Source organism: Ruegeria sp. YTSC004 (assembly GCF_059609805.1).
On record NZ_JBXWMJ010000010.1, the window covers coordinates 92582 to 119564 of the forward strand.

The 26983-nt window shown below is 56.0% G+C and carries 24 protein-coding genes and 1 pseudogene; 10 read left to right on the forward strand and 15 right to left on the reverse strand.

Going from position 1 to position 26983, the window contains the following annotated elements; genetic code table 11:
- The first annotated feature begins 1 nt into the window (after nucleotide 1).
- The gene (locus tag AC2FFP_RS17580) at nucleotides 2-838 is read left to right on the forward strand and encodes a 5-deoxy-glucuronate isomerase (RefSeq protein ID WP_496769232.1); all 837 of its coding nucleotides are present in this window, start codon (nucleotides 2-4) and stop codon (nucleotides 836-838) included.
- Nucleotides 835-1674, forward strand: coding sequence for a class II fructose-bisphosphate aldolase (locus AC2FFP_RS17585; protein ID WP_496881292.1), 840 nt, complete (start codon nucleotides 835-837; stop codon nucleotides 1672-1674). The genes AC2FFP_RS17580 and AC2FFP_RS17585 overlap by 4 nt, the downstream gene beginning before the upstream one ends.
- 9 nt (nucleotides 1675-1683) lie before the next feature.
- Here AC2FFP_RS17585 and iolB read toward each other — a convergent pair whose 3' ends face one another.
- The 9 genes from iolB to AC2FFP_RS17630 form a co-directional block, all read right to left on the reverse strand.
- On the reverse strand, nucleotides 1684-2490 hold the full coding sequence (iolB, locus tag AC2FFP_RS17590; RefSeq protein WP_496881293.1) for a 5-deoxy-glucuronate isomerase: 807 nt from the start codon (nucleotides 2488-2490) through the stop codon (nucleotides 1684-1686).
- A 48-nt stretch (nucleotides 2491-2538) separates the two neighbouring features.
- Nucleotides 2539-3720 carry a phytanoyl-CoA dioxygenase family protein gene (locus AC2FFP_RS17595; protein ID WP_496881294.1) on the reverse strand — a complete coding sequence of 394 codons (1182 nt, stop codon included), beginning with the start codon at nucleotides 3718-3720 and terminating at the stop codon, nucleotides 2539-2541.
- Between the two features lie 49 nt (nucleotides 3721-3769).
- Nucleotides 3770-4669 (reverse strand): myo-inosose-2 dehydratase, encoded by a 900-nt coding sequence (gene iolE / locus AC2FFP_RS17600; RefSeq protein WP_496881295.1) that lies wholly within the window; start codon nucleotides 4667-4669, stop codon nucleotides 3770-3772.
- Entirely contained in the window at nucleotides 4666-6498 is a 1833-nt protein-coding gene (gene iolD / locus AC2FFP_RS17605; RefSeq protein ID WP_496845114.1) for a 3D-(3,5/4)-trihydroxycyclohexane-1,2-dione acylhydrolase (decyclizing), read from the reverse strand. The genes iolE and iolD overlap by 4 nt, the downstream gene beginning before the upstream one ends.
- Before the next feature lie 82 nt (nucleotides 6499-6580).
- The gene (locus tag AC2FFP_RS17610; RefSeq protein ID WP_496769223.1) at nucleotides 6581-7399 is read right to left on the reverse strand and encodes an ATP-binding cassette domain-containing protein; all 819 of its coding nucleotides are present in this window, start codon (nucleotides 7397-7399) and stop codon (nucleotides 6581-6583) included.
- Between the two features lies 1 nt (nucleotide 7400).
- Nucleotides 7401-8525, reverse strand: a complete 1125-nt coding sequence (locus AC2FFP_RS17615) for an ABC transporter permease (protein ID WP_496769221.1) — start codon at nucleotides 8523-8525, stop codon at nucleotides 7401-7403.
- A gap of 81 nt (nucleotides 8526-8606) precedes the next feature.
- The gene (locus AC2FFP_RS17620) at nucleotides 8607-9548 is read right to left on the reverse strand and encodes a sugar ABC transporter substrate-binding protein (protein ID WP_058277254.1); all 942 of its coding nucleotides are present in this window, start codon (nucleotides 9546-9548) and stop codon (nucleotides 8607-8609) included.
- Between the two features lie 136 nt (nucleotides 9549-9684).
- On the reverse strand, nucleotides 9685-10683 hold the full coding sequence (gene iolG, locus AC2FFP_RS17625) for an inositol 2-dehydrogenase (RefSeq protein WP_496845116.1): 999 nt from the start codon (nucleotides 10681-10683) through the stop codon (nucleotides 9685-9687).
- A gap of 76 nt (nucleotides 10684-10759) precedes the next feature.
- Nucleotides 10760-11662, reverse strand: coding sequence for a LysR substrate-binding domain-containing protein (locus AC2FFP_RS17630; protein ID WP_496845117.1), 903 nt, complete (start codon nucleotides 11660-11662; stop codon nucleotides 10760-10762).
- Nucleotides 11663-11835: 173 nt separating this feature from the next.
- Between AC2FFP_RS17630 and ugpB the strand changes: the two genes are divergently transcribed.
- The 5 genes from ugpB (at nucleotide 11836) to AC2FFP_RS17655 (ending at nucleotide 16949) form a co-directional block, all read left to right on the forward strand.
- Nucleotides 11836-13146, forward strand: coding sequence for a sn-glycerol-3-phosphate ABC transporter substrate-binding protein UgpB (ugpB, locus tag AC2FFP_RS17635; RefSeq protein WP_058277255.1), 1311 nt, complete (start codon nucleotides 11836-11838; stop codon nucleotides 13144-13146).
- A gap of 61 nt (nucleotides 13147-13207) precedes the next feature.
- A complete protein-coding gene (ugpA, locus tag AC2FFP_RS17640) occupies nucleotides 13208-14089 on the forward strand; it encodes a sn-glycerol-3-phosphate ABC transporter permease UgpA (RefSeq protein ID WP_170415890.1) in 882 nt (293 codons plus the stop codon).
- A gap of 20 nt (nucleotides 14090-14109) precedes the next feature.
- The gene (gene ugpE / locus AC2FFP_RS17645; protein ID WP_496769325.1) at nucleotides 14110-14946 is read left to right on the forward strand and encodes a sn-glycerol-3-phosphate ABC transporter permease UgpE; all 837 of its coding nucleotides are present in this window, start codon (nucleotides 14110-14112) and stop codon (nucleotides 14944-14946) included.
- Nucleotides 14947-14949: 3 nt separating this feature from the next.
- Complete coding sequence (gene ugpC / locus AC2FFP_RS17650) at nucleotides 14950-16005, forward strand: sn-glycerol-3-phosphate ABC transporter ATP-binding protein UgpC (RefSeq protein ID WP_496881296.1); 1056 nt, start codon at nucleotides 14950-14952, stop codon at nucleotides 16003-16005.
- Nucleotides 16005-16949 carry a glycerophosphodiester phosphodiesterase family protein gene (locus AC2FFP_RS17655; protein ID WP_496769214.1) on the forward strand — a complete coding sequence of 315 codons (945 nt, stop codon included), beginning with the start codon at nucleotides 16005-16007 and terminating at the stop codon, nucleotides 16947-16949. The genes ugpC and AC2FFP_RS17655 overlap by 1 nt, the downstream gene beginning before the upstream one ends.
- Before the next feature lie 48 nt (nucleotides 16950-16997).
- Here AC2FFP_RS17655 and AC2FFP_RS17660 read toward each other — a convergent pair whose 3' ends face one another.
- The 5 genes and pseudogenes from AC2FFP_RS17660 to AC2FFP_RS17680 all read right to left on the reverse strand — a co-directional run bounded on the left by AC2FFP_RS17660 (nucleotide 16998) and on the right by AC2FFP_RS17680 (nucleotide 21599).
- Nucleotides 16998-17210 carry a hypothetical protein gene (locus AC2FFP_RS17660; protein ID WP_496769333.1) on the reverse strand — a complete coding sequence of 71 codons (213 nt, stop codon included), beginning with the start codon at nucleotides 17208-17210 and terminating at the stop codon, nucleotides 16998-17000.
- A gap of 197 nt (nucleotides 17211-17407) precedes the next feature.
- A pseudogene (locus AC2FFP_RS17665) lies at nucleotides 17408-17608 on the reverse strand (sulfatase-like hydrolase/transferase); the annotation flags it as partial.
- Nucleotides 17609-17758: 150 nt separating this feature from the next.
- Entirely contained in the window at nucleotides 17759-19567 is a 1809-nt protein-coding gene (locus AC2FFP_RS17670) for a metallophosphoesterase family protein (protein WP_496769213.1), read from the reverse strand.
- A 3-nt stretch (nucleotides 19568-19570) separates the two neighbouring features.
- A complete protein-coding gene (locus AC2FFP_RS17675) occupies nucleotides 19571-21076 on the reverse strand; it encodes a tripartite tricarboxylate transporter permease (RefSeq protein ID WP_496723089.1) in 1506 nt (501 codons plus the stop codon).
- 16 nt (nucleotides 21077-21092) lie between these two features.
- On the reverse strand, nucleotides 21093-21599 hold the full coding sequence (locus AC2FFP_RS17680; RefSeq protein WP_496769211.1) for a tripartite tricarboxylate transporter TctB family protein: 507 nt from the start codon (nucleotides 21597-21599) through the stop codon (nucleotides 21093-21095).
- Nucleotides 21600-21822: 223 nt separating this feature from the next.
- Between AC2FFP_RS17680 and AC2FFP_RS17685 the strand changes: the two genes are divergently transcribed.
- Together AC2FFP_RS17685 and AC2FFP_RS17690 are read left to right on the forward strand one after the other, a co-directional pair.
- Nucleotides 21823-22800 (forward strand): Bug family tripartite tricarboxylate transporter substrate binding protein, encoded by a 978-nt coding sequence (locus tag AC2FFP_RS17685; protein WP_496769208.1) that lies wholly within the window; start codon nucleotides 21823-21825, stop codon nucleotides 22798-22800.
- Between the two features lie 92 nt (nucleotides 22801-22892).
- The gene (locus AC2FFP_RS17690) at nucleotides 22893-23825 is read left to right on the forward strand and encodes an AEC family transporter (RefSeq protein ID WP_496881297.1); all 933 of its coding nucleotides are present in this window, start codon (nucleotides 22893-22895) and stop codon (nucleotides 23823-23825) included.
- 53 nt (nucleotides 23826-23878) lie between these two features.
- Here the strand turns inward: AC2FFP_RS17690 and betC are convergent, their stop codons facing one another.
- Complete coding sequence (gene betC / locus AC2FFP_RS17695; RefSeq protein WP_496845122.1) at nucleotides 23879-25423, reverse strand: choline-sulfatase; 1545 nt, start codon at nucleotides 25421-25423, stop codon at nucleotides 23879-23881.
- Nucleotides 25424-25752: 329 nt separating this feature from the next.
- Here betC and AC2FFP_RS17700 point away from each other — a divergent pair, with 329 nt between their 5' ends.
- Complete coding sequence (locus AC2FFP_RS17700) at nucleotides 25753-26973, forward strand: ROK family protein (protein ID WP_496845123.1); 1221 nt, start codon at nucleotides 25753-25755, stop codon at nucleotides 26971-26973.
- Nucleotides 26974-26983: the final 10 nt, after the last annotated feature.

Genomic DNA, 26983 nt, shown 5'->3' on the forward strand with positions numbered 1-26983 from the left:
CATGCACATCGCTCCCTATGACAATCAGAACAAACCGATCGTCGACGCCGATGATCCAACGGTTCCGCTGAATTACTTCAACATCGTCAAACTGAAAAAGGGCGAAGCATTTGAATATCAGGTGCCCGGATATGAGACGTGTATCGTACCCGCCACGGGCAGTGTCGATATCGATGTAGAAGGCGAGCAGTTCGCCAAGCTGGGCAAGCGGGGCGAAGACGTCTGGGATGGGGATCCGGAAGGCGTTTATGTGCCGGTCGGCGCTAAGGTCCAACTGGTCTGCGTGTCAGATGAAACCGAAATCTTCATAGCGGGCGCCAAGTACGACAAGGTACTGGATCCGTTCGATGTGCGTGAACACGACCTTGTGCAATACGGCAGCGACGACACGAAAACTCATCGCAAAATCAAACACATCCTCGGCCAGAAACAGCACGACAAAGTGGGTCGCCTGCTGATCAGTGAGCTGTTCACCGTGGGTCAGGGCGGCTGGTCCGGCTTCCCCAGCCACAAGCATGACACGAACCGTCTGCCCGACGAGACGCGGCACGACGAGACCTACAATTTCCGTTTCAAACCCAACTGGGGATCGGGCCTTCAGATGTTGCAGCGTGAGGACAACGAACCGGGCGATGCGTACCACATCGTCGACGGCTCAACGATCTGCATCGACAAGGGGTACCACCCCTGCTGTGTTCTGCCGGGATACGAGATGTACTATTTCACCATCCTGGGCGGTCTGACTCAGCGTTCGCTGGTTCAGTACTTTCAACCAATCCATGCCTATCAGGTCGAGACCATTCCGGGCATCAAAGACATGATTGCCAAATTCAAATGACCCTCGCCACGCTCAAAGACGTCCTCACCCCCGCATACGAAAACGGCTACGCTGTTGGCGGGCTTGTTACGCTGGGATGGGAGGATATGCGCGCTTATGTAGCCGCAGCCGAGGCTGAAAATGCGCCGGTGATCCTACAAGCCGGCCCAAGCTGTCGCGAGCACACACCCCTGCCTGTTTTGGGCAAGATGTTTCGCTTCCTGGCCGAAAATGCCTCGGTTCCGGTCGTGGCCCATCTGGATCACGGTTATACATTCGAGGACTGCAAGATCGCATTGGACAGCGGGTTCACGTCGTTGATGTTCGACGGATCGCGTAAGCCATTGCAGCAAAACATCGACGAAACAGCAGCCATTGCAGAAATGGCCCATGCGGCCGGTATTTCCTGCGAAGGTGAGATCGGCTTTGTCGGCTATTCCGGCGGCGAAGGATCGAACGGGACAGATCCAAACGAGGCCGCGCAGTTCGCTCGTCAAAGCAGTGTGGACGCAATGGCCATCTCAGTCGGAAACGTTCATCTGCAACAGAACAAAGAAGGCGGTTTGGATGAAGTCCGCATCGCCGAAATCGACGCTGCGACACGTGTTCCGTTGGTCATTCATGGCGGCTCTGGCGTGCCTGTGGAACAACGAAGCCGATTGGCGCGGGAAACGTCAATCTGCAAGTTCAATATCGGAACCGAATTGCGCATGGCGTTTGGAAACGCTCTGCGCGAGGCAGTCAACCGAGACACTAACAGATTTGACCGCGTGACGATCCTGAAAGAAACCCACGACCCAGTTGAGGCGGCAGCTCGCATGGTCATTCGGGCCTTTGGTTCCCCTGCGCAAAGGTAGGCGTGGGCGTTACGCGTCGCGCTCCATGATCCATTCAACTTCGGGGGCCGGAACAAAGCGCCACTTGCGCAGCGGACCGGCCATAACATTCAGATAATACATCTCGAACCCATAAGGTGCGCCGCATGGGTGATGACCGCGGGGCACGCAAACAACATCGCCATCGGATACAGCCATAGTCTCATCCAAATGCCCATCATCGGTATAGACACGCTGAATCCCGAACCCATTCGCCGGGTTCAGACGGTGGTAGTAGGTCTCTTCCAAATAGGTGATCCGCGGAAAATCATCTTCATCATGTCGATGGCTGGGATACGATGACCAATGCCCGTTTGGCGTAAAAACTTCGGTCACCAGCAAGCTATCAGCATAGTCCTCATTCTCCATCGCGATGTTGTTAATATAGCGCGTATTTACGCCCTTGCCGCGCTCGGTCAACGTAATGCCTTCGGGGCCGATGCGGCGGGCCGCGTGGCCACCTTTTCCGGGGGCTGTACACACCGCAATCACGCAATCCGTTTCGGCTGTGGCCGTCCATTCTGTGCCGTTCGGCAGATAAAGACAGTGCGGCGGCGTCTTCTCAAAAACGTTCATCCGATCGCCCAAAACACCCCAGTCCCGCTCAGCTCCGGCGATGCGGGCCTTGCCCTCGACCATGACCAGAATGACCTCGCGATCACCCGTTGCCTCGGCCACTGTATCGCCTGCCCGAAGGTGGTAAAGCCCAAACCCCACATAGCGCCACCCGGCACTGGCCGGAGTTATGTCATGAACTTTTCCTCGACGCCCAAAGGGCTTTTTGAGTAGGTCAGCCATGTTTTCTTCTCCGTATTGGGCGGGTTTGACTAACCCGCCCTTATTGCCTCAGGCGGCTTGCCTTGATTGCAGTGCCGAGAACGTCTCGGCCAATTGTGGTTCGGTCCAGCCTTCAGACACAGCACGACGCAAAATGTCGGCCTGACTTTCCGGGGCGTTGCCACCTACGGGCGGGTCCGTATCCAGATTGGTTGGGAAGGGATACCCCTCGGCTGTGGCAGCAATGGCCGCGTCCAATTCGGAAGCGACCAACGCGCCGCGCTGTTTCAACGCAACAAGCGACGGAAACACCACCTCGGACATAGACCGTCGGTCAACAACTTCCATTGCGCGGCCAAAGGCGGATGAGATTTGCAACAAGTTCGCCATCCGGTCGATATCCGCACTGCGATTTTCACCTGCCGCATGGAACAGTGCCGGATTGAAGAACACAGCATCCCCCTTGTCCAGCGCCAGCTGGATATAGCAGTCTTCGAAATGCGCGCGGTGGCCCTCGTCATGAAACGCCAGATAGCCCGGCGGATAAAGCTGCGAGAACGGCAGCAGCTTGGTTGGCCCGCTTTCGACCGGCATATCGCAATGGGCGACCGCCCCCTGCAACGTCAGTGATGCCGTGACCAGATGTGCATGTGCGGGATAGCGCGCAGCACTTTCTGCGCTCTGAAATCCAAGGTGGTAATCCCTGTGCGCCTGCTGCGCGTTACCGCCTGGACGCACTTGATTGATCTGTGCCGTGACCTGATAGTTTGGCCCCAACCACGCCTCGCAGGCTGCAGCAACAGCCGTGTTCCCGAAATAGAGGGCAAAGCCCTCGGGGTCGCGCAGGCATTGCTTTTGCAGGGCGTTCCAGATCCGATCATTGGCCCCGGACGCCGCAAAGTGGTCACCCTCTCCCGCGCCGCTTTGGCTTTCGTCAACTATGATCTGGCGAAAGACATCGGTTGCGCGGTCAATCACGGACGTATCGGCGAACGCACGTTTCAGAACGATCACGCCCGACGATTTGTCCAACACATGGCCCCACTCAGCCAGCAGAGCCTTACGCTTACCTACGTTTTCCAGCGCAGGGCGCAGCTCGTCCATGTCATAGACTGGAACGTTCTTTTCGATCGTCGTGGCGTACGGGACGACATCGGCTGTAAGTTTCTGCGAGGTCAACACCTTGAATTCATCCAGATCACAGGATTCCCGGTCGAAATAGCCGATAAAACCTAACTGTTGATCTACCATGATCTTCTCCTTTTTCATGGCTTAGGTGTTAACCCCGTAGGGAGAGTCGTTACGCCTGGACCTCCAAACCCGCCTGTCCACAGGCTTCGAGAATGTGCTCGTAACCTTTCTTGGAGTATTCATATGGCGGTGCCTTGGCCGGGTCCTGTTCGGCCTCGACAACGATCCATCCGTTGTAACCCAAGGATTTGAGCGCATTCGCCACGGCCTGAAAATCGATACAACCATCGCCCGGCACGGTGAAAGCTCCGGCAACGACCGCGTCCAGGAAACTGCGGTCATTTTCTTTTACGTCCTGCACAATGGCCGGGCGGATGTCTTTGAAATGCACATGATGCACGCGATCACCCCAACGGTTCAGCGTTGCCATCACATCGCCACCACCGAATAGCAGGTGACCAGTGTCAAAGCACAACTTTACTTCGGGTCCAGACCCTTCCATCAACCAGTTCACGTCATCCTCTGTCTCGATGACCGTGCCCATGTGATGATGATAGGCCATCGGCATACCCTGGTCGGCCATCCATTTGGCCAGCTCGGTGATCTTGGCGGCATAGGCCAACACTTCGTCTTTGGTCAGCCTGGGTCGGTTGTTCACCGGCGTACCCGCTTGACCCTGCACGGTATTCGAGCATTCCGCATAGACGATGCACGGGCTGTTCAAGGCGACAAACTGCTCAACCTGTTCCCGCACGGCCTCACGTTCTGCAGCGAAATCATTGACCAGCGAGGCACCCGAGCACCACCCGCCACAGAGCGCGATGTCGCTGCCTTCCAGATAGGCACGCAACCCTTCGGTATCGCTGGGCATCCGCTGACCACGCTCCACACCGGTGTATCCGATCTCGCGCGCCTCTTTCAGCGCCTGTTCCATCGTATACGCAGCGGTCAGGTCCGGCAGGTCATCATTCTGCCAGGCGATCGGAGAAATCCCGATTTTCACGCTCATTTCGTGTTTCTTTCCTTGATCGCCAGCTCATAGGCCGCGCGTTTTTCGTTCACTTCGGGGCGGATGCTGACTTCCGGAACCGCCACTTCCCACCACGTCCCGCCGTATTCGGTCGAGGGGTACGGATCGGTGTCGATGACCACCACATAAGGCCCTTTGACATCGCCACGCTTGGCAAGCGCGTCTTCCAGTGCCGCAATCGAGCTGACCTTGACCGAGGTCGCGCCCATTGCCGCGGCGTGGGCCGCGAAATCGATGGCCGAGGGGTTCTCGTGCACAGCATGATCCAGCAGATTGTTAAACTCGGCTCCACCTGTGCCCATCTGCAGACGGTTGATACAGCCAAAGCCGCGATTGTCGGTAATGACCACGGTGAACGAGATACCCATCATCGCAGCCGAAGCCATTTCCGAGTTCGCCATCATATAGGTGCCATCGCCGGTAAAGCAGATCACATCGCGATCCGGTTGCGCCATCTTGATGCCCATCGCACCGGCAATCTCATACCCCATGCAACTGAAACCATATTCCATGTGATAGGCACCCGAACGCGGCGCTTTCCACAGCTTGTGCAGTTCTCCGGGCATGGTGCCCGCCGCGCACATGACGACAGTATCGTTGTTCGAGGCACGCTGGACCGCACCAACCACCTGCATATCGGTCGGCAGCGCATTGCCGTCGCCAGGGGCATCGGTCAGTTTGTCGACCTTGCCGTACCAATCCGCCTTAAGCGTATCTGCCACAGGATCGGCACGGTATCCTTGCAAAGCCGAACCCAGCTCCTCAAGCCCAACGCGCGCATCTGACTGCAGGGGCATCGCGCCGTGCTTTTCAGCATCATAGGCAGCGGTATTCAGGCAAATCATTTCGCGCTGTGGGTTCGAAAACAAACCCCATGAGCCGGTCGTGAAATCCTGCAAGCGCGAGCCAACGGCCAGCACCAGATCCGCTTCAGCGCAGACCGAGTTTGCCGGTTCGCCACCGGTCACGCCCACGGGTCCAAGGTTCAGTGGATGATCCCATGCCAGGGCGGATTTGCCTGCTTGTGTCTCAGTGATCGGGATATTGTGCGTTTCCACAAAACTCTGCAGCGCATCCGTCGCGCCCGAATAGTGAACTCCGCCCCCGGCCACGATGACCGGGCGCTTTGCCGCTTTGATGGCAGCGACGGCGCGGGCCAGTTCGCCTTCGTCGGGGCGAATGCGACGCTGGTACCAGACGCGGGGCTCAAAGAAGCTTTCGGGATAGTCATAGGCCTCGGCCTGAACATCCTGACAGAAGGCCAGTGTTGCCGGCCCGCAATCAGCGGGGTCTGTCATCGTGCGGAAGGCGCGCGGCAGAGCGGTTAGCAGATGCTCTGGCCTTGAGATGCGGTCGAAGTAACGGCTGACAGGTTTGAAACAGTCGTTCGCGCTGACCGTTCCGTCCCCAAAGCTCTCAATCTGCTGCAACACAGGATCAGGACCGCGCGTCGCGAAGATATCCCCGGGGATGATCAACACCGGCAACCGGTTCACATGTGCCAAGGCGGCGGCTGTCACCATGTTGGTCGCACCCGGTCCAATGGACGACGTCACCGCCATCGCACGCGTGCGCCGCATCTGCTTCGCATATGCGATAGCACAATGCGCCATCGTCTGTTCGTTATGGCCGCGATAGGTCGGCAGGCTGTCTTTTACAGCATGCAGCGCCTCACCCAGGCCAGCCACGTTGCCGTGGCCGAAAATAGCCCAGACACCTGCGACAAACGGCTCTCCGGCCTCGTTCATCTGCGCGCCCAAGTAGCGGACCAGAGCTTGCGCTGCGGTCAATCTGATAGTCTTGCCCATATTGATCCCTTTCAACTTGAGGCCACTCAGGCCAATTCGTTGAATACCAGTTTTTCGAAAGCTGGGTCTGCGCAGGATCGCGTCAGACCGTTCCGCCCAAAGACCCTTCCAGCTGGGCCAGTTCCTGACCACCTGCCATCAGGTCCTGTAGTTCTTCGGGCGAGATTTCGCCGCGTTTTGCGGTGCCCAGTGTTTGGCCACGGTTCAACACGGTAAAGCGATCGCCCACAGCCAGCGCGTGACGCACGTTGTGGCTGATGAAAACAACCCCCACACCCTGGCTGCGTACTTTGTCGATGGTCGCCAGAACGTTTGATGTCTGACGCACACCCAGTGCCGATGTCGGTTCGTCCAAAATCAGGATTTTGGCACCGAAATGCACGGCCCGTGCAATCGCAACCGTCTGACGTTCGCCCCCGGACAAAGTGCCGACGGCCTGATCTGGCCCACGCAGGTTGATGCCCATCTTGCGCATCTCTTCCATGGTGATTTCGTCGGCCAGCTTCTTATCGAAGAAGCTCATCCCAGCGACTTTGCGCGTGGGTTCGTTGCCCATGAAGAAGTTCCGGCTGACACTCATCAGCGGGATCATCGCCAAATGCTGGTGCACGGTTGCGATACCAGCTTCAATGGCATCGCGCGGGTCCTCGAAGTGCATAGGTTTGTCTTCGAAGATGATCTCACCTGCTGTCGGCTTGTGGACCCCGGACATTGTCTTGATGAAGGTCGATTTACCCGCACCATTGTCGCCTAGCAGACAGTGACACTCCCCTGGCTTCAGATCAAAGCTGACCCCAGCCAAAGCAATTACGGAACCGAAGTGCTTTTGGATGTCGATCATCTGGATGATCGGCTTTTTGTCCTGTGCATCACCGTGGTGGAATTTTGAATCTTCGGTCATCTCAGCGTTCTCCTGTGATGATGCGACGAATGTAGGTGTTCAGAATCACGGCACCCAGCAGGATCACACCCAGGAACACCCGGAACAGAGAGCTTTCGACCCCGGCAAAGAACAGCCCCTGCTGCACCACGCCAAAGATCAGCGCCCCAAGGGCCGCACCCAAAACCGAGCCGTATCCGCCGGTCAACAGCGCGCCGCCAATCACCACGGCGATGATGGCCTCGAATTCCTTCAGCAACCCGCGATCCGCACCGGCGGAACCGAATTCCATCACCTGACAGGTCGCAAAAACCGTCGCGCAGAAGGCGGTGAACATGAACATCAGAACTTTGACTCTGTTCACCGGAACGCCCGAGTTTCGCGCGGCCTCAGCGTCACCGCCAGAGGCGAAGATCCAGTTGCCAAACTTTGTTTTGGTCAGAAGCACATGGCCGAAGATGATAATCAAGATGGCCCAAATGATCAGCATCGGGATCCCATCAACCACCGGCTGACCCTCGCGCGTACCGCGTTCGAAAGTTTCTATAATGCCATTATCGCCCAGCCAGACGAAAAAGCCCTGCCCAATCTTGCCGCCAAACATCGATGCCAGCCAGTCACCTTCGGCCACATCCCGGATGCCGCCAATGATGGTCTTCCGCTCGATGGTTTGCGGCAGGAAAATGGTAAAGCCACGCAGAATGAACAGGAAGGCCAGCGTTACGATAAAACTTGGCAACCCGGTGCGCACGACGATAAAGCCGTTCAGGGCCCCAATCGAGACGCAAAGTACAAAGGTCACCATAATAGCAATCCAGACCGGCCAGCTAAGAGTAACCGAGAAAATCGCGATCATCATGCCTGCGAACCCGATCATTGAGCCGACAGAAAGGTCAAACTCGCCCGCAATCATAAGCAAACAGGCACCAACAGCGATGATCATGAACTGCGCGGAAACCACGGACCAGTTCATCACGCCCTGGCTGGTGAACATGCCGCTGTCAAAAGCGAACAGCAGGAAAAACGTGAACACCGCGACTGTGCCGACCATTCCGCCCAATTCGGGGCGTATCAGGGCCTGGCGCAGGGGTGAGATCTCTTTTACCCGCTCGTCGCCGCCGACTGCGGATTGCGCTGACTCAGCCATTGTTGCCTCCTTGGCGCGTTCGTCTGAATGCTTGCATCAGGTGGTGCGGACACACGTCATGCGTCCGCACCGTTTTGAAGGTCAGCGGTATTCGCCCGCGAACTCTTCGATCTTTTCCAACCCGTCAGCGGTCACAAAACCGGGGCCAGAGTTGATGTTGTTGCCCGGCAGAACGCCGTAACGGTGGTAGTTTGTCATCACGACAACTGGCAGGTAGGCCTGCAGGAAAGGCTGTTGGTCGATGCCCCACTGGATCACGCCGCTTTTGATGCCTTTGACGATTTCGCCACCCAGATCGAAGGTGCCGAAGTAGATGTCACCGGCCATGCCATTTTCTTCCAGTGCCAGAATGGTCGGGTCAGCCGAAGTCGGGCCAAGTGTCAAAACGGCGTCAGTGTCGGGGTTTGCCGACAGGTATGCCAGAACGCGGTTCTTGATCTCGGCCGGATCTTGTCCTGCGTCGATCATCTGCTCGCCCAGTTCGATGCCCAGACCGTCTGCAAAGCCCTGACAGCGTTCTTGGCTGGATGGCTGCACGATGTAGTGGTTCACGCACAGGAACGAGCTGATGCCATCGCCTTTGGCGCGCTGGCCAGCAGCCAATCCAGCGTCATATTCCGGCTGTCCGACATACATCAGCGCACCAACTTCGCGCGCCTTTTCCGGCGTGCCGGTGTTCATGATGATGACGTCGATACCGGAATCCACGGCGGCTTTGATCGGACCTTCCAGAATGTCCGGGTCGGCAAGCGTGGTGATGATACCATTGGGTCCCGAAGCGGCGGCTTGATCGATAATCCGCGCCATGTCGGCAAGGTCACCGGTGGGCGGGTTGCGATATTCAACCTCAACACCCATCTGATCGCCCGCCAGGGCAATACCGTTCTTGATGGTGTTCCACCAGCTGTCACTGTCCGGAGCATGGCTGACCAGAATATATTTCTCGCCTTCCGCCGCAACACCTGTGGCGCCGGCAAATGCGACTGCGCTGGCCATCAGCACACCTTTTACGATTTTTTTCATTTCCATTCCTCCCAATAGAAAATTCAATCTTGGTGCCGGGTCCGCCCGGCCATTCGGCTAAACCGAATCTCGTCTGCTCCGATCGGTGATCGGGCTTCCTTCAGTTTCCGGATATCCGATCATTTTGCAACCGGTTTCAAAAAACTTCCTCCATCGCAACGGGCCTTTCGGACTGCGCCGAGCGCGTTGCAGCTTCGGCCATCGCCAACGCCGCGACACCATCCTCAAGTGTTACCGGCACGTCCGAGCCGGACTGAATGGCGCGCGTAAACGCATCCCATTCGGCGCGATAAGCGGCCATGTAGCGTTCAAGAAAGAAGTATGTTGGCTTCGCTCCGGTCACGCCGTCGGCTGTTGATTTAACAACTGAGTTCTCAAGGACATTATGCGCCTGCAAAAGACCTTTTGAGCCTAGTAGTTCGACCCGTTGATCATACCCGTATGCTGCCCGCCGCGAGTTCTTGATCACGGCCAGACTGCCATCCGGATAAGTCATTGTTACCACAGCCGTATCCACGTCACCGGCCTGCCCTATTTCCGGATCGACGACCGAGGTTCCCACGGCTGAAATGGTGACAGGAATTTGTCCCGTCAGGTAGTTGGCCATGTCAAAATCATGGATCATCATGTCCCGGAACAACCCGCCTGATACCTTGACATAACTTACCGGAGGCGGCGCCGGATCAAACGACGTAATGGACAATAGTTCAGATTTACCGACCTCGCCCGCATCATAGGCGGCTTTCAGCGTCTGGAAATTTGGGTCGAAGCGACGGTTGAAGCCAAGCATGACCGGTTGACCAGTCGCGCCCGCGGCTTTTTGGCAAATTTTTGCTCGCTCAAGGTTCAGATCGACGGGTTTCTCGCACAGGACCGCTTTGCCGGCCTGCGTTGCCGCTTCGATCAGATCGGAATGCGTATCGGTAGGCGTTGCTATCAGAACCGCATCAATGGTGGAATCACCGATAATCTCGTCAGAGCTTTGCACCCTGGCTCCGTACTCAGCAGCCAATCCGACAGCGGCATCATTCACCGCGTCTGAAATAGCTGTCAATTCGGTTTTGGGGTGTGCCGAAATCGCTTCCGCATGCACGCGACCAATACGTCCGGCCCCCAGCAATCCGATCTTCAACATACGGTCCCCCGAATCAATTCTCAGGTGACACAATCAATATTTTTGCAACCGGTTGCAACATTTAATTTCGACCGCCCTATTCTGCCTTGAAAGGCTCAAGGCTATCTCGGAACTGTTCGATGAATTCCAGAGTCACCAGTGAAGGTTGCTTCAAAATTGGTCGAACAAGAGAAAGAGTATGCGGCAGAAATGGCTTGAACGGTCGATAGCTTAACCCGTGGGCTGCGTATTGGACGGCGTCCAGTTCGCTCACGACGGAAACGCCAACGCCTTTCACGGCCAATTCACATGCCGCCGTGAACTGCCTGACTTCAATATGGGAATTCAATTCCACGTTGGCACTTTGAAACGCTTTTGAGAGCCGTCCAAAAAAGTCGCTGTCGCGTCGCGTGTGGATAATTTTGCGGTTTACGAGGTCCGTCGGAGTAACCTCGGTGAGGTTTTCCAATTCACTTCCGGTGGCGAACACACAAACCGTCCGGACCTCGATATCCCAGCTTTCGACGGCGGGGTGACCGTTAAAGCTGTCTGTGATCCCGAAATCATACTGCTCGCCGATCATCCATTCGAGAATGCGCTCGGGTCTGTCAGGTTCAATCGTCAAAGTGACGCCGGGCCGATCTTTCAAGAATCTGGCGACAACGTCGGGCAAATGGCTGGTGGCGAAACCGGGCAGGCATGCAACACGGATATGACCCGCTTTGCGCTGTGTGATGTCCTGGCTGACGTCAGAGATCTGGCGCATAAGTTCGAGCACACGCTCGACGCTGGGCAAAAGATACCGAACCTCCTGCGTTGGCACCAACCGGCCTTCGCGACGATCGAAAAGCTGAAACCCAAGTGACTTTTCAAGATCCGAAAGCAACCTGCTGACGGCTGGCTGGCTCACCCCCAGGTCGGCCGCTGCCGCCGTGACAGAGCCGTTGGTGGTGACAGCCATAAGGGCTTCTAACTGCCGGACCCTAAGAATTTGACTCATTACCGATCCCAATCTGCCGCCCTCGCCTCATAACACTATGTTATTTTTTTATCCAGTAAATTGGGCTTGAATTATATTTCTGTAACGTTAACGTCGTGAAATCGTCATGTGTGCCGTTTACCCGTTGCGGTCGGTATTCAACGAAGCATCGAACCTGATGCATGGGAGGAATCATGAAAAAGAATTTTCTCGGCGCTCTCGCCGTAACAACTGCATTGTCCCCAGTGGCGGCAATGGCACAAACCGAGGTTCAGTTCTGGCACGCCTTTACCGGCCGCCTTGGTGAGCTTGTCAAAGCCCAAGTGGAAGAATTCAACGCCAGTCAGGACGAGTATGTCGTGGTTGAAAGCCACAAGGGCAACTACTCGGAAACCCTGAACGCAGGCATTGCTGCCTTCCGCGCCGGTGAGCAGCCGCAAATCCTGATGGTATTCGAGGTCGGCACGGCAACTATGATGTCAGCCGAAGGTGCGATCCGACCGGTCTACGAAGTGATGGCTGAAAGTGGCGCGTCTTTTGATCCCGACGCATATATCGGTGCCGTCAAAGGATACTATACGACCACTGACGGGGACATGCTTTCGCTGCCCTTCAACTCATCCACACCGGTTCTGTGGGTCAACCGCGATGCGTTCGAAGCGGCAGGCGTTGATCCAGACACGGATCTGTCCACTTGGGAAAAAGTTGGAGACGTACTTGAACAGCTCAAGGCCGGGGGCGAAGACTGCCCGCTGGTCACCGCATGGCAAAGCTGGATCCATCTTGAAAACATGTCGGCCTATCACGACGTTCCATTCGCGTCTCAGGACAACGGTTTTGCCGGTCTGGATACCGAACTGATGCTGAACGGTCCAGCGCAGGTGGCACACCTGACCGCGATGGGTGACTGGGCCAAGGATGGCAAGTTCATCTACACCGGTCGCAGAAACGAAGGTGGTGCGAACTTCCGGTCAGGCGAATGCGCATTGTTCACTGAAAGTTCGGCAGGTTACGCGGGCATCAAGGCAGAGGCCGAATTCGACTTTGACGTCCGCCCGCTGCCCTACTGGGAAGCCGTCACAAGTGAGCCGCAGAACACCATTATCGGTGGCGCATCCCTTTGGGTAATGGAAGGTCATGACCCTGAGGAGTACAAGGGCGTCGGAGAGTTTCTGAGCTTCCTGTCATCGTCTGATGTGCAGTCGGCCTGGCACCAGAACACCGGATACCTTCCGATCACGGCCGAAGCGGGTGATGCGACCCGTGCGGCAGGTTTTTATGACGAAAACCCCGGCACCGACATCGCAGTGATCCAGATGACCGCGAAAGAGCCGACCGCGAATTCCAAAGGTCTGCGTCTGGGGTCATTCGACCAGATCCGCGGTATCATCGACGAAGAGCTTGAGGCCGTCTGGGCCGGTGAGAAAACTGCTCAGGAAGCGATGGATAGCGCGAAGGAACGTGGTGACGCGCTGCTGCGCCGCTTCGAATCCGCCAATCAATAAGTCATAACTTCATGCGGGCCCTTCTCGGGCCCGCATAGTCATTCTCCAGTGGACTTTCAGGATGGAAAAACGCGTCACCTTTCGCGGCTGGCTATTGCCATTGGCGCTGATCGCCCCACAGGTCATCATTTCCGCCGTCTTCTTCTTTTATCCCGCCGGTCAGGCGGTGTGGCAGTCCCTGTTCATTCCCGACCCGTTCGGTCTGTCGTCGCAGTTTGTGGGGCTTGGCAACTTTGAGTTCCTGCTGAGCGACAAGTATTATCGCGCATCTTTCGTCACAACCGCCGTGTTTTCGACGCTTGTGACGCTCTGTTCAATGATTCCGGCGCTATTTCTGGCAGTTATCGCGGACAGGCTCATTAAAGGTTCGGGTGTTTATCGCACATTGCTGATCTGGCCCTATGCCGTGGCCCCCGCTGTGGCCGGTGTGCTTTGGCTGTTCATGTTCAATACACGCGTTGGTGTGGTGTCATGGTATCTCAGCCAGCTTGGCTATGACTGGAACCATGTCCTGAACGACACCGAAGCTATGGGGTTGGTTGTTGTCGCCTCGGCCTGGGGCCGCATCAGCTATAACTTCCTGTTCTTCTTTGCAGCGCTGCAATCCGTTCCCCGCTCGGTCATCGAAGCGGCGGCAATTGACGGCGCGCATTTCTGGCGCCGGTTCTTCACGATAGTGTTGCCGCTGCTATCTCCGACAGCCTTCTTCTTGCTGGTAGTCAACGTTGTTTACGCCTTCTTTGAAACCTTCGGCGTTATCCACACAATCACCGGCGGCGGCCCGCAACAGGCGACTACAATTCTTGTCTACAAGGTCTTCTCAGACGGGTTTGTCGGGCAAGACCTTGGCTCATCCTCGGCGCAATCGGTCATTCTGCTGATCGTGGTCGGCCTGCTGACCGTGATCCAATTCAAATACGTGGAAAAGAGGGTGCATTACTGATGGCGGCCCAACAACACGGAATGGTCGAGAAACGCGGTGCGGGCATCTGGTTGACCCATGCGTTCATGATCCTTGGCGTTTTGATAATCTTCTTCCCGATCTGGCTGGCCTTTGTGGCCTCGACCGTGACCCAGGCCGACATCGTCTCGCCGCCCATGCCCGTGGTGCCGGGTGATCAGTTCTGGGTGAACTACAAAGCGGCGCTGTTCTCAGGGGTAAACGTGCCGGTTGCGACGATGCTGTTCAACAGTCTGGTGATGGCCATTGGCATCGCGGTGGGCAAAATCATCATCTCGCTACTGTCCGCTTTTGCGATTGTCTACTTCAAGTTTCCCGGCCGCACGACGTTCTTTTGGTTGATTTTTCTGACCCTGATGCTGCCGGTCGAAGTGCGGATCGTTCCAACATTCGAGGTTGTGGCCGGGTTTGGCATGCTCAACAGTTACTACGGTCTGATCTTTCCCCTGATTGCCTCCGCCACGGCAACGTTTCTATTCCGTCAGTTCTTCCTGACCATCCCTGATGAACTGGCCGAAGCTGCCCGCGTGGATGGCGCGCGACCGATGCGGTTCTTCATCGACATTTTAGTGCCCATGAGTCGAACCAATATCGCGGCGCTGTTTGTGATCCTGTTTATCTACGGCTGGAACCAATACCTGTGGCCGCTGCTGATCACGACAGACCCTGAAATGAACACCATCGTGATGGGCATCAAACAGATGTTCCCATCGGGTGATGATTTTGCGCATTGGCCCACAATTATGGCGACCTCAATTCTGGCAATGATCCCTCCGGTCATCGTGGTGGTGTCGATGCAAAAGCTCTTTGTCCGCGGCCTTGTCGATAGCGAGAAGTAAGAAATGGCAACAGTAACACTTGAAAATGTCAAAAAAAGCTTTGGCCCGACGGATGTGATCCACGGTATTGATGTCGATATCGCAGACGGAGAGTTCATCGTGATCGTCGGCCCCTCGGGCTGCGGTAAATCCACGCTGCTGCGAATGGTGGCAGGGTTGGAAACGGTTACGTACGGGGAAATCCGGATCGGCGATGAACGGGCCAACGACAAAGAGCCAATGGATCGGGACATCGCGATGGTGTTCCAGAACTATGCGCTCTACCCGCACATGTCCGTGCGTCAGAACATGGGTTACGGCCTGAAGATTGCCGGACTTCCCAAAGATCAGATCGATCAAAAGGTGACTGCCGCGGCCAAGCTATTGCAGTTGGAACCCTTGCTGGATCGTAAGCCCAGACAGCTGTCGGGCGGTCAACGCCAAAGGGTGGCCATGGGCCGTGCCATTGTCCGCGAACCAGCTGTCTTCCTGTTTGATGAGCCGCTCTCGAACCTCGATGCCAAGCTGCGTGTTCAGATGCGCCTGGAGATCCGAGAGCTTCAGGAAAAGCTTGGAGTCACCTCCCTGTACGTTACGCACGACCAGGTCGAGGCCATGACAATGGCGGACAGGATGATCGTGATGAATGGCGGTATCGCCGAGCAGATTGGAACGCCACTGGAAGTTTACGAAACACCCAGAACTCTGTTCGCAGCGCAGTTTATTGGCAGCCCTGCGATGAATGTGTTTGATGCCCGACGTGAGAACGGGATGGTCAAGATCGGAGAAATTGAGATCGGTGCATCCCAGGGGCCTGATATCGAGGTAAAATTGGGCATGCGGCCAGAGCATCTGTTGTTGGATGAAAACGGTCCGCTGGAAGCTACGATTCAGATTGCGGAACCGTTGGGGGCAAACACACTATTGCATGGCCAACTCATAGGCACTGGCAGCGCGATTACGATAAGCCTTCCGGGTGTCCACCCAATCGAAGGCCAGCATCCGAACATGCGGTTTTCGATCGCCTCAGAGAATATGCACCTGTTTGACCATTCAACCGGTGAAAGGCTGCAAAACTGATGACGTTTCCACAGGTTGAAGCCTTTCGTGGCGGTGAAAACCTGATCCGGGTTGTGGGTCATCGCGGCGCACGCGGCGTTCTGCCTGAAAACAGCATGATCGGCTTTGACTTTTCGCTGTCCATCGGCGTCCCGCTCCTGGAATTTGACGTCGTGCTTACGGCAGATGACGTTCCGGTCATAACCCACAACCACCGACTGCACGCACCGACATTTCGTGACGCCAATGGTCGATTTTTGGTGGGAGAAGAGCCAAAGGTTTCCTCGTTGACCGTCGAACAGATTCAGCAATTCGACATCGGGCGGTTGGACGGGCATTCGGCTTATGGTCGTCGCTTTCCAGACCAGGCCCAAATGGATGGTGTTCGTGTTCCAACGCTGATGAACCTGCTGGAATTGGTCGATGACCCAAAATACAGCGATGCCTGTCTGATGCTCGAACTAAAGTCAGATCCCGATCTGGCCCATGATACGCCCTACAGAGAGAATTTTGTCGGGCGGGTTCTTCAAGACGTTCGCGCCAAGAAATTGTCATCGCGTGCGGTTCTGCACAGTTTTGACTGGACTCTATTGGAAGAATGTCAGCGACAGGCCCCCGATATGCCGTCTTCGTACCTGACGCAGCTTCCAGAGAACGCAGCCGATGTGGGCGAGGACTCATCAAAAACAGTTTGTCCGGACTTTCGTGGCCGTCGCGATGAAATTCCAAAGTTGGTCAAGGAAGCGGGTGGTGGGCTTTGGTGCCCGTACTTTGCAGATGTGACCGCAGAAAATGTTGATCATGCAAAATCGTTGGGCCTGTGTGTTGCAGTGTGGACAGTCAACGAACCCGACGACATAGACAGGATGATCAATCTTGGTGTGGATTCAATCGTGTCGGATTATCCCGGACGAGTTCAAAGACATCTTTCGGATTTCGGCATCAGGTGGAATACCGCGCGATAGGACAGCCAGAATTTGCATGAATGCAAAGGGCACTGTCCTGTCCGGACTTTAAAAGCCGGGTGTCCAATCCTCTCCCCAGACCTCACGCCATAGGAAAGATCGGGGCGAGTTCGATTTGACATGCCCCACATTCCAAAGGGCCCATTTCGGATCCGAATATGGCCCCCACTGCTGATCCAACCGAGCACAAAGCTCTTTCACAACAGACGCATATTCCGGATCATCTGCCATGTTCACACGTTCATCAGGGTCATTCGCCAAATCAAAGAGCGTATGTCCAAATCCAAAAGAGGTGGGCTAAAAGCGGCGCATGAAGTTCCATCGGCAGGTTCGGGTCGAGCGAATTTCCTCCTGCTCCATGAAAATCTCATCGGCCCAATCCGCCGTATCCTGTTCAAGCAGAGGCCGCATCGTACGCGCGTGGCTTTCTCTCGCTCCAATGGTTTAGCGCCTGTGTAATCAAGCATCGTGGCAATGATGTCCGTTGCCCCAACCAGATGATCGCAAACCTGTCCACGGCGCGGCGCGTGCTGTGATTTGATGATCATCGGGATGTGGCTGGCCTCGCAATGCGTATTTGACGGCCGGCTATCTTCGCCATGACCCCAAAAGCCATGTTCGCCTGAAGCCATGCCATGATCGGACATATAGATCACCACGTATCGTCGGTTTGGCTATGCACCTCAGACGGACCTGTTCGGGTGCCTTTGACGTATAGCAAGGAAGATTTCAGACCCGAGACCTAAAGGCATAGCTCATATGCGCACATGGCCCGCAAAGGTCAGCTCAAATGCTTCTAAACAGATACGTCATTGTTCCGAACGCAACCGCATCTTGTGATGGGCGGCAATGCGGCGGGATACATCTGTCGGATTGCCACAGGGATCAATTGCGCCAACTCTTGCGAAGTAACCGCGATCCACATCCGCAAGCGTATCGCAATACACCCGTAGCGATGAAGGCCGTTCAGAAAACGCCAACACCTGTTCGATACGTCCAAGCAGGTTCTTCCGGTCCGTCGCAGGTTCAGCCGGGTTCGCGGCACCGCATTTGAAATGTACCGAGGCTTGCAGACACCGTGCCGATGTAACCGCATTGATCTCGGCCAAGCCCGACGGCACATCCTGATCAGAACCAAGCCGGAAAACAGCCCCCGATATCCCCTTGTCCCGATGGGCGGCCAATGTGTCCAGCATACCGGTATCAGATGCGGAAAAACCGTGATTGATCACATGGTAGTACACTGATCCAGCTGCCAGATCATCTTTGGACCTCATCCGGGACAGATAAATCGGCAGCCCTGTGAACGCCTGCGCAACCGAAATTGCAGGTAGACAGTCTTCATACTTATCCCAATCGATGGTGATCTCCCAACCCGTAAGGACTCCGTACAACGATTGGGCCAACCCAACATCGGCCTCCGTCGGGGCACCAAAGCTGAACAAGGTCGGGCGGACACCCAAACCGTGCAGCGCCCGCAGCCTGTCGACGCGATCGGGGCGTCGGATGTCGGACATGGGTATTCTGATATCGCGGACACCCATCTCAATCAGGGCCAGCAGCGGATAGTCATTTCGGGCCAATTTGCGGTCAAACTCATCCAATCCGCCGGACGGGGCGATTTCGCTGATTTCAGCCCAGTTGGCCCGCAGGTCGAAACCGATGGATGGACGCTTGTTTTCCAATGGGGTTGGCCCTGCCGGACATGCCAGTGCAGCCTCTTGTTCGGCCCCCTGCTCTGCCCCCTGCGTTCTGACGATCTGAACCGTATGCCCATTTTCGTAGATATTGACGACAAAGTAGCCAAGCTTTCCCCGGTCATCCCGACCATACTCGGTACCTTCCGGCGGCGCAGCGCGCAGCATTTCACTGTAGTCCTGCCGCACGAAACTGGTTGCGGGCGCAAGGTAATAGTCAGTCCCCAACACGCGGTCATACCAGAAGTTGTGGGCATGACCGCAGAACATCAGATCCACTTTGTGTGTCTTGAGCAATCCAAGCAGCCACTCTCGGCCCGGAGGATCTGTGTTGTCGTAATGCGGAGCCTCATCTGGCGTGCAGATATAGGCCGGGTGATGATAGGCTAAGACAATGCGCCCAGTTGTCTGTTTCAAAGTGGTCTCAACCCATTGGCGTTGCTCTGCTTCCTCGGGCAGGCCCGAATTGAGCAGTTGGGCATTGAACATCACAAATGTGATGCCCTTATGGACAATGCTTTGGTATTGCGGCCCGAACTCCTGCGTCCAGGCCGCGATCATCGGCGGCGTGGTCGGGGCGGCAGGGGCACCCGAGACGGGTGTATCCCCGATATCGTGGTTTCCCGGTGTGAAATAGATCGGCACCGAAAGCTCCGAGGCTATCCTGCGAAATGCGTCGGCGGCCTGACTGTATATCGGTCCGGATTCGGGAACGGGGTGCACCAGATCACCCAGATGCAGAACAAAGTCGATGTCACGTTGGTTGAGGTCGGACACTACGTGCCGGAACCTGCGATTCGCGCGCGCGTTTACAGGGAAGGGTGAATTGCAGCTGTCTTCATCGACATTGACATGTGTATCGGAGATCACGGCGAACGAAAAAACCCGCTCGCCGAGATGTGTATTTTGTGGAATGGCCATCGCTCAGCCGCCCGTGGTCAAGACTGACGCCTTGCCAGTGCGTGCCGCCTCGATCCGACTGCGGATCAGGACAAATACCGACAGTGCAGTCAGACCCCAGAAGACAATACAGATCGCATTGCGGAAGAAGATCGTCGGATCACCATCAGAGATCAAAAGCGATTGTCGGAAGTTGTCTTCAAGCAACGGCCCCAGCACAAAGGCGATAAGGAAAGGTGCCACTGGAACATCCAGCTTAAGCATCAAATAACCGACCAGCCCCATCGACAGCATGATGAAGACATCAAACAGTGTGTTGTTCACCGCATAGGCACCGTAGACGCACAGTACGAAAACGATGGGGTACAGGATTCTGTTCGGCACCGTTGCGACCCGGCTGAAGAACTTGATCGCGACTTTGCCGACCACAAACAAATAGGCCGAGCTGAGCAGGATGCCCATGAACAAGGCGTAGATCATTGGCAGGTTCTGGTCGAACATCAGCGGACCAGGGCGCAAGCCGTGGATCATGAAAGCACCCAGAATAACCGCCGTAATCACATCGCCCGGGACACCCAGAGCAAGCAACGGGATCATGGTTGCACCGGCAACCCCGTTGTTGCCCGCCTCAGCGGCGGCAATGCCCTCGATTTCACCCTTACCGAAGTTTTCCGGGTTCTTCGAGTTCCGGCGCGCCTCGGAATAGGACAGAAACGCTGCTGGCGCACCCCCGATCCCGGGAATTGCACCCAGGATAACGCCAAAGATACTGCCGCGCACAACGGACTTCAGCACGCGCTTGAACTCGGCAAAAGTCGCGCCTGTGCCCAATTCCTGCTTAGACGCTCCGGGCGGTCGGGCACGTCGCGTCGCACGGTCAATGATTTCGGGCAAGGCAAAGAGCCCGATCAGAACCGGTATAAAGCTTAGGCCGCTCATTAGGCGATAGTCGCCAAAGACAAAGCGTTCCGTGCCATAGATCAGATCCAGACCGACTGTCGCCAAGATCAGGCCAAGCGACGCGGATACGATGCCTTTTGACAGGCTGGGACCGGATACACCGGCGATGATGGTCAGCGAGAAGACAATCAGCGTGAAGAATTCTGGCGGACCAAACCGCAGCGCGAAGCTGGCCAGAACGCCAGCAAACAGGATCAGCGCAATGTTCGAGATCAGATCCGCCACACAGGACGAATACAGGGCAATGTCCAGTGCCTTACGTGCTTGCCCTTTCTGTGTCAGCGGATAGCCATCCAAAACGGTACAGGATGCCGCCGGCGTCCCCGGCGTCTTGATCAGGATCGCGGTCAGAGAGCCACCATAAAGGCCGCCTTTGTAAACACCCAGCAACAGCAAGATGCCCGCCACCGGAGGCATGCTGAACGTAAATGGCAGCGCCAGCGCCACGCCCATCGGCGTGGTCATGCCGGGGATTGCCCCGATCACTGTCCCAATCGCAACACCGATGCCTACGACAAGAATGTTTTGAAGGCTGAAGAAAATCGAAAAGGCTTCGAGAATGATATCCATAGGTTACGACTCCTTTTCACCCAAACATGCCAAGCGGAATTGGAACGTTGGCGACATAGCGAAAGAACAGATACAGCAACACCGGCACCCCGATGCTCAGACAGGCGATCATTACGTATTTGCGTTCGCCAAAAAACAGCATCATCGCGGCAATCAGAAACACCGATGTCACCACCATGCCAAGGGTCGTCAGGCTGAAATAAAAGCCGAACAGGACGACGATCAAAACAAGTGTGCGCAACACCGCCGGGAGTGTGGCCAACTTGTATTGCGCTGCCGCCTCGGCATCTTCCTCATCATCAGCCGGGGGCTGTTGCAGAAAAATGCTTTCCAATATTAGGGCCACTGATGCGAGCACTGCCCCCCAGGCGATTATTCTTGGCCAGAAATCCGGAGACAACGCCGATATCTTCACGCTTCCCGGCACCGCAACGCCTTTTGGAATAAACAAGAATATCGCCGCAAGCCCCACCGCGCAAAAAATGACCCCGGCCAAAAGGTCTCTGCTTTTGGTGAATTGCATTTCGTTTCCTCCCTGGATGGCCGTCATCTGCAAAGTCCGCAAAGACACACCACCTTTGACTTTCGCCTCCGCGTTGACGTCCGGAATCGCACCTCACCCAAACCCTCCGACGGTATGATGCGTTTCACTAAATAGTTGCCAACGGTAAGTAAATAACATATGGTTTTGATAAGGGCAATAAAAAAAACACGTCCAAACAAACCTAGTTAAGGGAGGTAACCTTATGGTTTTTTTAAATAAAATAGCTGCAGCCGCCGGATTCGCTGTGGCGCTTACCGCATCTGCGGCGATGGCGGAGTATCCATCCAAACCCGTCACGCTGGTTGTTCCATACGGCCCAGGCGGCGCAGCTGATCTGGCGGCCCGCATCATCGGCGCCGAGGCCCCGGAATACCTTGGCGGCAATGTGCTTGTGGTTAACCAGGCCGGTGCCGGTGGCGTCACCGGCTCAACCATGGTGGCCAAGGGGAACCCTGATGGGCACACTCTGCTGATGTCACGCGTTGGCTCGCAGGCTACGGTGCCCGCCATGAACACCACCATTCCCTACACGTGGGACGAGTTCACCTTTTTGGGGCTGGTGGAGACCAACCCCTTTGTGATCGCAGTTGGCGCGGATTCCGAATACCAGTCCTTCGAAGATCTGGCCAACGCGATCCAAAGCGGTGAACGTCTGACCTATTCCTCCGCTGGTGTCGGAACATTGCTGCACATGGCTGTTTTGATCCTGTTGGATGATCTGGGCGTCGATCCCGAGGCGTTGATCCACGTGCCCTTCAAAGGGGGCGGCGCAGCAACCACAGGTGTTGTCAGCGGAAATGCCGACTTCATCTTCCACAACCTCTCAGGTCTGATCGGTCCGATCGAAAGTGGTCAGCTTCGCCCCCTGCTGACCAGCACGACCGAACGCGTACCATCTCTGCCCGACACGCCGACCGCCGCGGAAGCCGGTCACCCGGCGCTTGAAGCGGTGGTAGGCTGGTCCGGCGTCTGGGGCCCGAAAGACATGCCGCAGGAAGCTGCGGACAAGTGGGTCGCAGTTCTGGAAAACCTGTCCACCGATGAAAGCTGGATCGCATCCACAGAAAAGCTGGGCTCAATCCCGCAGGTCATGTCACCAGAGGACACCAAGATCTTTGTCGAAGCCCAGTATAACAAATTCCGCGAAGTGGCGGATAAGTTGGGAATGGTTGTGCGCTAACGGCACCCGGTAACCGATGAAGACAAAATGGGCCTCTCGGTTAAGCCGGGGGGCCTTTTTTCTCGTAGAGTTTTCGCTCGGGGATGCGCCGAATGACGACCACAATCATTCAGGCAATTTTGCCGTTGTGGGGCTACCTGATCGTCGGCTACCTGCTGCGTCGGGCCATCCCACGATCACAGGTTTTCTGGCGCTGGCTGAATCAGATAAGTTATCTGGTGCTGTTGCCGCTGACCATCTTCGCCCTGCTTGTCGGGGCTGGAGCGCTGGCCGCCTTATCGCTCAAGCTGGGCTTGGTTCTATTTGCTGCCTATCTGATCCTGTTCACGGCGCTTGCCCTGTCTTATTTGCGCATTTCCGCTCTGCGCCAACATACCGATGCCTATAGCAGCATGGTGCAGACTGCCACCCGACTGAACGTACCTGCTGGGGTGTTGCTCACTACCACTCTGGTCGGAGCATCAGCGGATGCGGCCGTGGGAACGATCATTATCGCAACCGTACCTCTGATCAATTTCGCTAATGTTCTGATTATTATGATCTGCCATCGGCCGCCACATTCCTCGGTCCTGACCTTCGCGCGCATGACCGCGTTCAACCCGCTGGTCATCGCCTGCACCGCGGGGCTCGGGTGTCTTTTATTCGGCGTTGACCTTCCGGCAGCCCCGGCCGAGCTACTAACCATCATCGCCCAGATCGGACCCCCAGCAATGCTAGTGGGGATCGGGGCATCACTGGACGGGCTACGAATACAAGGGCAAATGCGCTTTGTTGTGGCCGCAAATATAGCCAAGCTGCTCGCACTGCCGATGTTGGTTCTGGCATTGGGGTGGATGGTGGCATTGGGACCACTGCACTTGTTAATTGCCGTGATCTTTGCCGCCCTGCCAACCGCACCCAACGGCCTTGTGCTGGCGCTGCAGTTTGGCGGGGACATCCGGACCTATTCCGCAGCCCTGCTGTGGCAGACAGTGGCGGCAATCGCAACGCTACCATTCTGGATCTGGCTTGCCGCTGCTGCCTGAAGACAAAAAAGCGGCCCGCGCAAACGGGCCGCAGACACAAAGCCCAGCTAGGATCAGACCAGATCAGGCTTTGCCGGAGGAACATAAGGAAGCCGCGCCTTTGCTTTGGTATCAGCGGCACCCGCGTTTCGGATATAACGGTTGTCATCGTCGGCCCGAACGATGTTGACCCAGGTCGGACTGCCACCGGTGGCGCGATGAATCATCAGGCGGCGCTGCTGATCCAGTGCGATTTCCTTGGACAGTGCCTCTGGGTCCCAATTGTGCATTGCGATTTCACGCAGCTCGGCCAAGGCTTCGGCATGGGCAGGATCGTCGATCAGATTGTTCAACTCATTGGGGTCGGCATCGATATCATAAAGCAGCTCATCCACGCCTTCGAGATACATGTATTTCAGCGGCCCTTTCTTCACCATACGACTGACACCAGTCGACCCATCGGCAGCGAATTCAGAGATACAGATGTCATCCATCCCGGAGGTATCGCCGTTCAGCGCGGGCACCAGCGATTCACCGTCAATACCGCCACCCGCATAATCATCGAACGGTTTTCCTGCAGCCAGATCCAGCAACGTGGGCATCAGATCGATCAGCGAAGCATTCTGCTTTACACGCCCCGGCTTGAAACGGTTGGGCGCATGGACAACGAACGGTATCTTTGCCGCCCACTCAAAGAAATGCTGTTTGTACCACATGCCACGCTCACCCATCATGTCGCCGTGATCAGCGGTCAAGATGATAATCGTGTTGTCGGCCAGCCCACATTTCTCAATCGTCTCGCGCAGCTGAGCCACCTTGTCGTCGACATATGAAATCATGCCGTAATAGCCATGCCGCGCGATCCTGCGGTTTTCCGGGGTTACCGTGAATTCGTGGCGGCCCTGACAATAATGAAGGTTCCGGCTTAGGTGATCTTTCCCATCCAACGGAATCTCATCGACCGCCGGATATTCGATCTCATCGTGGTCGTAACGGTCCCAATAATCCTGAGAGATGACGTAAGGAGAATGCGGTTCCGTAAAGGAAACGGTCAGATACCAAGGCTTACCGTCACCCTTGCGTGCCAAATCGTAAATCGCCTGCACGCCGTTGTAAGCGACCTCGTCATCGTAATCCATCTGCATGGTCCGGATCGCAGGGCCGCTTTCAAGGATCGGTGCCATGGTCAGGTTAGTCGGGCGATATTCGCGCCCTTTTGTCCAGTCGACTGTCCAGGCAAAGTTTGCAGGATAGATCTCGGTCGTGTGCCGCTTTTCGTAGCCATGAAACTGATCGGCGCCAACAAAGTGCATCTTACCACTCATTTCAACGTGATATCCTAGGGACCGCAGGTAATGCGCAAATGTGGGAATCGATGACTGGAACTCGCTGGCATTGTCATACATGCGAATATTAAACGGCAATCGTCCCGCATGCATCGATGCACGCGAAGGTCCGCACATGGGCAAATTGCAATAAAAGTTCTCGAAAACAACACCCTCTTCGGCCAGACGCGCCATATGCGGGGCCTTTACGGTTTTGTTTCCCTGAAAAGGCATGGCCGGTCCGGCCATCTGATCCGCCTGGATAAACAAAATGTTCGGTTGTTCAGTTGCCATTGTCTTGCCTCGTTCAGCTTTCAGTCCCGAAATTCGCCCCAGCCCAATCCGCAGGAGGCATATCGCCGCGAATTGCACCGGGTCAGGCCGGCACTATTCGCGGGTATTAAGTACCTGGGCAGCAATAAATTCGAACCGCAAGCAGGGTAACTTGCTGTGTTCCCCGCAGAAAATGACGCTTTTGCCGCCTCAAGTCATTGCCACCAAAGGTCAATCTTAAGAAACAGATTATCTCTGCGCTTACGTGTAGTCAATATTTAATTACCGTCTTTAATTAATTGCAACACGGTTAGAATACATTTGAAGAAGTGAATTGTAGGAGAGTGGCTGTGCAGGATGGCAAGCCCCAAGAACACGGTCAGCCCGAAAAGGGTACAGCGGCCTTGCGGCGACATAACAGGGAATGGCTGGTCAGCCTCATTGCCCGCAGCGGGCCGGTGACGCGTGGTACCCTCGCAGGTCTGACCGGTCTGACTGGCGCGGCAATTTCCCGAATTACGCGCGAACTGATCGACGCCAAACTGGTCAGAGAAGGAGACCCCATCGCCGTACCCGGCCGGGTGGGCCGACGGGAATACAACCTGTCGATCAATCCCACAGGGGCATTTTTTCTGGGAATTTCGCTGACCGCCAACCGTCGCAGTGTAAGCCTGGCAAACGCTGATGGTGAAGTTTTGCGGGCAGCGGATTGCAGCGACATACCCATAGATGATCCGCTAGCCTTTCTTACTGAATTGGGAAACCGGGCCAAGACGTTGGCCTTTGACGAAGCGATGGAACGTGATCGCCTTTTGGGTGTCGGGGTTTCTTTTGCCATGTCAGCAGGTCCCGATAGCAGCTCGGGTAACGGCCTCATCAGTTCAGAGCCTTTGGGCTGGAAAGACGTCCCCGTGCGAGACACGCTTTCGCAGTCGCTGAATTTGCCAGTGCAGGTGGAACATCGCGCTAGTGCAATCCTGTGCGGTGAACTTCTTGGGGGGCAAGAGTTAAAAAGCGTCTATCTGATAAATGCAGCTCTTGGCCTGGGCAACAGCGCCTATTTCGATGGTAGATTTCTGACCACCTCGGATCACGGGTTTGGGGATCTGTCGCACTATTCGACATCGCATTCGGACAAACTTTGCACATGTGGTCGCACTGGGTGTATGGAGGTTGCCGCCTCGGGGAAAGCCATCCTGAACGCGCTCGGTTCCGAGTTTGCGCCTTCGCAACGCGTTGCGACGCGCTTGGCAAAAGCGATAGAAGCCGCGAACGCCGGTGACCCGAGTGTTCGAACCCACTTTCGCGATGCCGGCACGCAGCTGTCTTATGGCGTTGATGCGATCCTCTCTCTTTTCGATCCCGAAAGTGTCATCGTCGCCGGTGAAGTGGGGCGTCAGGCTGATTACTACCAGGGCCTTGTTGACGGACTTGAAAAAGTCGGACGACCCAATGCCCGCGACATCATCATGCAAAGCTCGATAACCTCGGAAGAGGCCGCTGTCAGCGTGGCACTGCAGAATTTCCTCTATTCAGGAAGCCTGATTGGTACGTTGACGCATGCTCTGTAAGCGACCAATT